The sequence below is a fragment of the Eubacterium sp. MSJ-13 genome, from assembly GCF_018918235.1.
Lineage (GTDB): Bacteria > Bacillota > Clostridia > Lachnospirales > Lachnospiraceae > Butyribacter.
In genome coordinates this window covers 1-7,322 of the sequence record NZ_JAHLQE010000123.1, presented here as the reverse complement: position 1 = coordinate 7,322, position 7,322 = coordinate 1, and the positions used below count along the sequence as shown (strand labels likewise).

Sequence of the window (7,322 nt, the reverse complement as noted above, 5' to 3'; positions counted from 1 at the left end):
GCAGCTAATAGTGTTATGAGCAAGTAGCAAAGCGGATTGCGAATATCCGCTTGACTTCATCCTGTATTAATAAAACTGTTTACCAATATAGCTCCATAAGACAAAATATTCAACATTTTATTTCCATCCTAAAATGTTGAAAAATTTGCCATATAAGAAATATTATCTTTTATATTGTTATTCATTACTAAAACTCAATTCTTTTAATTTTATATCTACCAACAGCCCCGATAACACATAAATATATAACACAAATTAACAAAATAAATACTATAGCCTTACTAAACCCTATTGATTTATATTTATACAAAAAACCTGTTGGAAATAAAACATTTATTTTTTCAAGGTTTGGCGCTATAGAACAAAACAGACTAAATAAAATTCCAATAATTAAAGACACACCATTATTTAAAAAAGTTGAAAGAACTATCACCAACAAAAGACTAATAACAATTGCTAATATTGTACCAATCATACTTATAATAACATATTGTACATCCCCCCATTTAGTTGGTAAAAACTTACCAGACGCATATGGCTGTTTTATAATATATACATAGTAAGTAAACACGCTTGTTAAAAAAGTGCTCACAAAATATATCGCATACCAAACTAATAATGAAAAAGATTTACATAAAAATACCTTTATTCTGGGAATATCTTTGTATAGATACAAGCTTCCTTTCTTAATTTCATCATGTATACATGTTATCGCTAAATACATAAATGCTATGGACGGTAATGTCAATTGGAACTGTACATATATCACAGCCTCAAAGAACTCCATACAACTCATGGCACCTACATCACCACTTAGCTGCATAAAATTAGTAGGTAAAAGACTAGTTATGATTAAAAGCAATGGTAATACACAAAACGACAAGCATATTTTTGCTTCTTTCTTTTTATATATAGTTCTAAACACTGGAAAAAACATTGTCTTCATTTCTTCTCTTTCCTTTCTGTAAAATATTGTCCTAAGTTTTGTTCGTCTTCAACTTGAATATTCTTCATCTTGCCATGTTCAAGCATTACAAAACGATTGCATATACTTTCTAGTTCACTCAATTGATGACTAGAAATAATCATTGATATATTTCTTTCCTTAACCCAGCCTTGAAGAATTTCCAAAAGTTCCTGAACACCATACGGATCCAAACCTACAAATGGTTCATCCAATATTAAAAAATCAGGTTCATCCACTAATACAATAGCAAGAGAAAGTCGTTGTTTCATTCCAAAAGAAAAATTCTCCGGTTTATTATTTTTCTTTTTAACCAAATCCACCAATTCTAATATATTATCAATATTTTTCTTAAATCCTTTCTTACCATGCACATCCAAGTAAAATTCTAAATTTTCTTTTACTGTCATGTATGGATAAAAAACAGGCTCAATCATGATACCCACATTTTTTAAAATATAGTCATTATTAAAAATATTCTTTCCATTATATTCAACCGTTCCACTTGTAGGAATATAAGATTTTGCAATTAATTTCAATAATGTACTTTTTCCAGCTCCATTTCTTCCTACAAGCCCAACAATATCACCAGCATTGATTTCTAAATTTACATCTTCTAAAGAATAAAAATCATTAGCTCGAAACTTCTTAGATAAATTATTTATTTTTAATGTACTCATTTTCTACTCCTTTTTTCTTTCATTCCATTTACCTTACCTCATTTTTAATCTCCATGCCATATTTTGTCAAAATCCATATAAACTTTTGTCAAAATTTAAAGTTTTTACAAAAAAAGATGCCAAAAATAATATTTTTAGCATCTTTTTAATATATCTGTGACATTTTGTTTTTAAATAATTTATATATACAATATTATATTCACAACAAAGTTATTTTCCTCCACTGAAACATCCATTTGTCCATTATATTTTCCGACTGTTGTTCTTACACTTTGTAAACCAATTCCATGTATACTTTTATCTTGTTTATCTGTAACAAATTTATCACCCCGCATTTTAATTTCGTTTTCAAAACTATTTTTAACACACAGCCATATACTCCCCATATCATACTCCAAACTTATGTATATATATTTTTTACTGCCATTCTTAATTTTTTCTGCTGCCTCCGCTGCATTGTCCAAAATATTTCCGATAATTATTATAAAATCATCCTCATCTATTTTAAGATTTTTAGGCAGGGCAATATTTGTTTCAACTTTTATTCCACTTTCTATCATCTTAGATACTTTATAATTTATTACACTATCCAATGCTATATTTCCGGTATTACTGTATATAAATGTTCTTTCAAGTTTTTGTGCTGCCTTTTCCATATACTCAGACAATGCATCATACTGCCTTTTTTGTAACATCTGCTGCATTGAGATCATACGGTTTTTCATATCGTGCCGATACTGACGCAGTTCCTCATATTTTTCCGTCATTAAAACTGCCTGTTTACTATAATATTCTTTTTCTCTCAATACAATAGCCGCTTTTGTCCTCTCGCTAAATAATTCTGACAAAGCATCATACAAATAAAGTAATACAACAACAGATGCTATCAGGCATATCAGTGAAATATCTGCCATAATTTTGTTTAATGTATCTTGTGAAAAAATAACAATCACTAAACACGCTATCGAAAACGGTATGACCAACACTGCTATAATAAACCTTACAGGCACATCCAAATTGTGCTTTATATTCTTAAATTTTTCTATCATAAGCAATATGATAAAAAAAATAAGCTCTATTAAAAAATTTATAAATGACGATACATGAGCAACATTCCCAAATATATTAAATCCATTTAAATTTACGAGCAATGCCGCTATTGTTTCTGCAATAAATGAACACATATATATAAGAATACTGCTTATGAGATGCTTGGAAAATTTTGCTCTATAACAAAGTGATATCACAAAAATACTTAAAAACGATATTCCGGCTCCCAATAATGCAGGCATACTAATATCATTTACAAAAACAGAATAGAAAAAATACACTACATATGCAACGGATAACAGTTTCCTATCGTAATAAATATCACCCAAAAAAACATTCATATATCTATACATGATATACACTTCAAATAATGATAAAAATATTGTTATAATGTGTTCGAGAACATATTGCATTATCTCTCCCCTTTTCGTATTTTAAGGCACATCTGCCTTATTGCCGGTCTCCTCGACTGACTTATTGAAAATACAGCATCATCAATCATAATAACTTTTTCATAAGAAAGCTGTTTTATTTTTCTGTAATTAACGATAACAGATTTATGTATATACAAAAACTGATTGCTTTTTACCCTTGAATAAATATCATCCATAGAGCCATAAAATTCATCTTGTCCATTCATCATTTTAACGGATATTTTTCTGCCCCTGCTTTCAAAATATATAATTTCGGACATCTGTATCTTAAAAAATTCCGTTTTCTTTTTATATTCAAAAAATTCATTTTTTTGTCCTGTTATAGCTAGATATTTATCTATAACTTTTTCAACTTTTGATTGTTCCAACGGTTTTGTCAGAAAATTTATCGGATGAAACTCGAACAGCTCCATTGCATAAGCTGTTTTTGATGAAATATATGCTATCTGCACACTTTCATCCCCTAATTCTTCACGAATGAAATTTCCGGTTTCAATCCCATCTTTTTCCTTCATCTCAATATCAAGAAAAATCAGATCATATCTCTGCACTTTTAATTCATTGCACAATGTCTTTCCAGAATAAAATGGCTCTATTTCGTAATTTATCCCTTTTGCTTCCAAAATTTTTATCAATAACTCTTCCAACACAGCACAAATTTCATGCTCATCATCACATATTGCTATTCTCACAGACATACAATTTCTCCTTCTACAGATTTAGTAATAAATTCCTATTTAAACCACTTATCCCATATTCTAAAGACCATAGGTTTTATGGCTAAAATATTATAAAAACATCATTTTTTACACTCTAAACATAACCTTATCGTAACACATCATTGTATATTTTGCAAAAACACACAATCCATTCTTTATTGTAAAACTCAGTATATAAAAAGAAAAAAACTGCCATACGAAAATGCACTGTATGGCAGTTTGTAATGGCAAGCTGTAAGCTTGCCTATTTATTCTGTTATCTTAATCTCTTCAATCGTCACATTCTTTTCTTCATCTATGATGAATGCCTTGAGAACTGGATTTTCTCTGTCCATCAAAGATAAGATGAGATAATTGACTTTTGAATCGTATGCGAGTCTTTTGTCTTCTTCAGATGGTCTTGAAGGAGATTCCGGATGTGAGTGGAAGTTTCCAAGTAATTCAAGCCCATTCTGACGCATATCTTTTACAGCCTGAAGCTGCTCTTTCGGATCCATCGAAAAATGCTCATTGCTGTGGTCGATATTTGTAAGAAGATAAACTTTCTTGATATATTTGTCATTGCCTTCCTTTGTTCCTCCGATAAGTCCACAAGCCTCATCAGGAAGTCCTGCTTCGCAATGTTTTAAAATCTTATCATAATCATTTTTTGTTAAAAAAAGCATATTCTCCTGCCTTTCTATTTGCCATCACACTCTGCCTGCTCATAGTCAATAAGCTCTGTTATTGTAGGATGGTCACCGCATACAGCACATTTTCCGTCAGCTTTTGGAAGCTTAACTGTTCTAAACTGCATTGTGAGTGCATCATATGTGAGAAGTTTTCCTACAAGAAGGTCACCTACACCGATGATGTATTTGATTGCCTCCATTGCCTGAAGACTTCCAATAACACCACCCATTGCACCGATAACACCAGCCTGCTTACAAGTAGGAACTGCATCCTTTGGAGGTGGATTTTTGAATACACAACGGTAGCATGGTCCTTCTCCCGGGACATAGGTCATGAGCTGACCTTTAAATCTAATGATTCCTGCATGAGAAAATGGTTTCTTTGCCATTACGCAGGCATCATTGATAAGGAATTTTGCTGGGAAATTGTCTGTTCCGTCAATAATAAAGTCATAATCTTTTATAAGATCCATGATGTTTTCCGATGTGACAAATGTACGGTATGTATTTACTGTTACATCAGGATTCATTGCATTCATTGTCTCTTTTGCAGACTTAACTTTTGCCTTGCCTACATCAGCAGTTCCATGAATGATCTGACGCTGGAGATTTGAAAGATCAACCTCATCAGCATCCGCAATACCGATAGTACCAACACCTGCTGCTGCAAGATACATTGCAGCAGGAGCACCAAGTCCGCCGGCACCGATAATGAGCACCTTGCTGTTCAACAGCTTTTTCTGTCCTTTAACGCCTACTTCCTGCAAGATGATATGTCTTGAGTAGCGTTCCATCTGTTCATTAGTGAATGCCATTAGAAACTTCCTCCTCCCATGAAATAAAGAAATTCGATAGAATCTCCTTCTTTAACTGTTGTTGTATCAAATGTATCTTTATCAACAAAATCATCATTTAATGAAACTGTTACATAAAGTGGGTTCTCTACCTTTTCAGCTTCAATAATCTGTGCAATAGTTGTTCCCTCTGCGTATTCTTTCTTTTCGCCTGCTATTGTAATAGTCATCTCTTAATCCTCCTATTTATATTTATAATTTCTATCTTATATATCTAACGGACAGACCTCGTTTTAAAGTTCTCCCCGATTGTTTTCATATTTTTAATGAAGTGGATATTCGCAATCCGTTCTGCTACTTGATAGCGTTAAAGTAACACACCAAGTTTTTCTTCTATCTCGGCTTTTTTTACAAGACCTCTTGTTCTGTCTTTCTCTTCCCCGTCTTTAAAAAAGACAAGAGTTGGCGAAGCCATGACTTCATATTTCTCCATAAGCTCTTCATCAAAATTGATGTTTACTTTTACAACTTTTGCTTTATCCTCATAATCATCTTCTATGTCACCGAGGATAGGTGAAAGCTGTTTACATGGAATACATGAATCTGAGTAAAAATCTACAATTACCGGAAGTTCTGACTGTAATACTTCCTTTTCAAAATCATCTTTAGAAACTCTCTTTGCCATTCTTCGCCCTCCTGTTTTAAGTGATATGCCGATTTTAAGTGACATATCACATTTTATTTTTATATTTAATAAAGTTACCTGTTTAAAAACAGCTTTATTTTAAAGAACTTTGCTTTTTATTTATAAACTCCCCATTTGTCTAAGACTAATGGATTTCATCAGATTTATTCTTCAACCTTTTTAACGATAAGGTCATATGTTCCATTTTCATTGTCAATAAGTTTAAGTATCTGCTGTCCTTCTTCCTTAAAACTTCTTGGAACATTCTGAACCGGCTCCCCCTCGTTCATTGTAACGGCGAGCACCTGTCCTACTTCTATCTCCTCCATTGCCACCTTTGCCTTAACAAATGTCATAGGGCAGACTACATCAGTAATATCTACTCTCTCATCAATCTCAAAATCAGCCATTATATGCCTCCTTTATAACCTTTTCAAATTTGTCAAGTCCTACTCTGTCCAAAGTAAATTTAAATCTCTCACTTGGTTTCGCATTATCATCAAAGAACTGGATAGCTGCATCAGTAATTCTGAAAAGCTGTTCTTCTGACTCAACAACAGGAAGTAACTCCTTACCTTTAACAATCTGGTTTCCAAATAATCCACCAAATGATACAAGGTATCCTGTCTTGACATCCCATGCATCAGTAGGACAGGCTTTAGCACAACGTCCGCAGTAGTTACACTTAGATTCGTCAACCTTAACAACACCATCTGTTATAGTGATAGCACCTTCCCTGCAGGCCTTCTCACATACTCCACAATTTATGCAGGCATCCTGTTTCCATGAAACAATAGCTGCTCCCTTGATTCCAACATCATTCTCCTCTGCCTTAAGACAGTTGTTCTGACATCCTGTTACACCAAATTTAAATTTGTGAGGGAGTTCTCTTGCATAATATCTGCTGTCAAGTTTCTTCGCAATATCATACGAATCAATATTTCCACCCGGACAGATCTGATTTCCCTGACAGGCTGTGATAGTACGAACTCTAGGTCCACACACACCAGGCTTGCATCCGCCCTTTGCAAGTTCTTCCTTAACCTCATCAACATTTTCAAGTTTGATAAAAGGAATCTCCACGCTCTGTCTTGATGTGAGATGCACATGACCGTCTCCGTATTTTTCAGCTACTTCGGCAATCTTTACAAGATTTTCCGCTGTAAGATTTCCACCTACGACCTGTAGTCTGAGTGAAAAATTATTCTTCTGTTTCTGACGCATAAATCCGCCTTTTTTTAATGCTGCATAATCTACTGCCATATTTTCCTCTCTATTCTTTTTAGTGCATGTTCAACAAAATCCTTGATTTTACTGGCTTTATT

The 7,322-nt window shown here is 33.1% G+C and carries 10 protein-coding genes; all 10 read right to left on the bottom strand.

The window, feature by feature from the left end; all coding sequences use genetic code 11:
• Nucleotides 1–187: 187 nt before the first annotated feature.
• Nucleotides 188–946, bottom strand: a complete 759-nt coding sequence (locus KQI69_RS07870; protein ID WP_216564814.1) for a hypothetical protein — start codon at nt 944–946, stop codon at nt 188–190.
• Complete coding sequence (locus tag KQI69_RS07865) at nt 943–1,644, bottom strand: ABC transporter ATP-binding protein (protein WP_216564813.1); 702 nt, start codon at nt 1,642–1,644, stop codon at nt 943–945. Before KQI69_RS07865 ends, KQI69_RS07870 begins: the two co-directional genes overlap by 4 nt.
• A 179-nt stretch (nt 1,645–1,823) precedes the next feature.
• On the bottom strand, nt 1,824–2,828 hold the full coding sequence (locus KQI69_RS07860) for a sensor histidine kinase (RefSeq protein ID WP_216564812.1): 1,005 nt from the start codon (nt 2,826–2,828) through the stop codon (nt 1,824–1,826).
• 278 nt (nt 2,829–3,106) lie between these two features.
• Entirely contained in the window at nt 3,107–3,826 is a 720-nt protein-coding gene (locus KQI69_RS07855; RefSeq protein WP_216564811.1) for a LytTR family DNA-binding domain-containing protein, read from the bottom strand.
• A gap of 269 nt (nt 3,827–4,095) precedes the next feature.
• Nucleotides 4,096–4,512, bottom strand: coding sequence for a M67 family metallopeptidase (locus tag KQI69_RS07850; protein WP_022225108.1), 417 nt, complete (start codon nt 4,510–4,512; stop codon nt 4,096–4,098).
• Between the two features lie 14 nt (nt 4,513–4,526).
• On the bottom strand, nt 4,527–5,333 hold the full coding sequence (gene thiF / locus KQI69_RS07845) for a thiazole biosynthesis adenylyltransferase ThiF (RefSeq protein ID WP_022014025.1): 807 nt from the start codon (nt 5,331–5,333) through the stop codon (nt 4,527–4,529).
• Nucleotides 5,333–5,542, bottom strand: a complete 210-nt coding sequence (gene thiS, locus KQI69_RS07840) for a sulfur carrier protein ThiS (protein WP_055944538.1) — start codon at nt 5,540–5,542, stop codon at nt 5,333–5,335. The genes thiF and thiS overlap by 1 nt, the downstream gene beginning before the upstream one ends.
• A 137-nt stretch (nt 5,543–5,679) precedes the next feature.
• Entirely contained in the window at nt 5,680–6,042 is a 363-nt protein-coding gene (locus tag KQI69_RS07835) for a thioredoxin family protein (protein WP_371818778.1), read from the bottom strand.
• Nucleotides 6,043–6,161: 119 nt separating this feature from the next.
• A complete protein-coding gene (locus tag KQI69_RS07830) occupies nt 6,162–6,407 on the bottom strand; it encodes a sulfurtransferase TusA family protein (protein ID WP_022014022.1) in 246 nt (81 codons plus the stop codon).
• Nucleotides 6,400–7,260 (bottom strand): 4Fe-4S binding protein, encoded by an 861-nt coding sequence (locus tag KQI69_RS07825; RefSeq protein ID WP_216564809.1) that lies wholly within the window; start codon nt 7,258–7,260, stop codon nt 6,400–6,402. The genes KQI69_RS07830 and KQI69_RS07825 overlap by 8 nt, the downstream gene beginning before the upstream one ends.
• Nucleotides 7,261–7,322 lie beyond the last annotated feature (62 nt).